Annotated in this window: 1 protein-coding gene and 2 pseudogenes; all 3 read left to right on the top strand. The window is 60.5% G+C overall.

The annotated features are described in order from the left end of the window. Nucleotides 1-330: pseudogene (locus tag BDE01S_RS11465) on the top strand (phage baseplate assembly protein V); the annotation flags it as partial. Nucleotides 331-416: 86 nt separating this feature from the next. After that, nucleotides 417-794, top strand: a complete 378-nt coding sequence (locus BDE01S_RS10650; protein WP_066081397.1) for a GPW/gp25 family protein — start codon at nucleotides 417-419, stop codon at nucleotides 792-794. After that, nucleotides 785-1,143 (top strand): annotated as a pseudogene (locus BDE01S_RS10645) (baseplate assembly protein); the annotation flags it as partial. The gene BDE01S_RS10650 and the pseudogene BDE01S_RS10645, both read left to right, overlap by 10 nt.

Genomic DNA, 1,143 nt, shown 5'->3' with positions numbered 1-1,143 from the left:
GCCGACAAGCCGCCCGTCGCCAGCAAAGACAAATGGGTGCGCCGTTTTTCCAACGGCACGCTCATCGAACACGACCGCACGAGCGGCAACGTGCTGGTTAAAACTTCGGGTGTGGTCACCATCGACGCGGATACCGTGGTGGAAAAAACGCTGACCGTCAACGGCCTCCTGACCTACACCGCCGGCATGAGCGGCTCGGGCGGCGGCGGTGCTTCGGCCAATATCGACGGCGCGATTCACGCCACCGGCGACATCACTTCCGGCAGAATCAGCCTGCCGGGCCACATCCACCCGGGCGATTCGGGCGGCACGACGGGCAAGCCGAAGTAATCCAATCTTTAAAGCCGTTTAAAAGCCTTTCAGACGGCCTTTTGCCAAAATCCCTGCAACCGATTATTCAGTTGCAGGGATTTTTTATGCGCTTCGACCACCCCGTATCCACCCACTGGCAGCTCGCCCCCGGCGGCAGCGGCCTGACGCAGGGCGCGGACGATATTGACTTATGCATTCAAAACATCCTTTCCACCCGCAAAGGCGCGGACGTGACCCGTCCCGATTTCGGCTCGGCGTATTTCGATTATCTCGACACGCCGCAAGACGTGTTCGTACCCAACGCCGTGCGCGAAGTGGTGCTGGCCGTTCAGACATGGGAGAAACGCGCCGCGGTGGAAAACGTGACTTTTACAGGCAACGCCCCGCATATCGTGATGACCGTGCATTGGCGCGTGGCCGACGATGTGGGCGGCGAGGTGTACCGCACCGGTTTGGATTTGGAGGCAGCGGCATGGATTTGAGCAAACTGAAACGCGAAGACGTGAAAGCGGTGGAAGACGATTTGGCCGCCGTATTGGCCGAAACCATCGCCGATTACGAAGCGCGCAGCGGCAAAACCTTACAGCCCGCCCATATCGAGCGGCTGCTCATCAATACCTACGCCTACCGCGAAACCCTGACCCGCAAGGCACTCAACGAAGCCTACCGCCAGCAGCACCCGCGCTTTGCCACGGGATTGATGTTGGATATTTGCGGCGATGACGTCAACACGCCGCGCCTGAATGCCTCTGCCGCCCGCTGCACCATCCGTTTCAGCGCGGAGCCTGCGGCCTTGGCGCAGATTCAGACGGCCTTTATTCCGGCCGGGAC

The organism is Bergeriella denitrificans NBRC 102155 (genome assembly GCF_001592185.1).
Classification (GTDB): Bacteria; Pseudomonadota; Gammaproteobacteria; order Burkholderiales; family Neisseriaceae; genus Neisseria; species Neisseria denitrificans.
The sequence above is the reverse complement of the archived record's forward strand: the minus strand, read 5'-3'. Positions and strand labels throughout refer to the sequence as shown.

Bases quoted from the DNA above. Each gene is read 5' to 3' on its own strand.
- BDE01S_RS10650 (WP_066081397.1), top strand. From the start codon at position 417: ATGCGCTTCGACCACCCCGTATCCACCCACTGGCAGCTCGCCCCCGGC.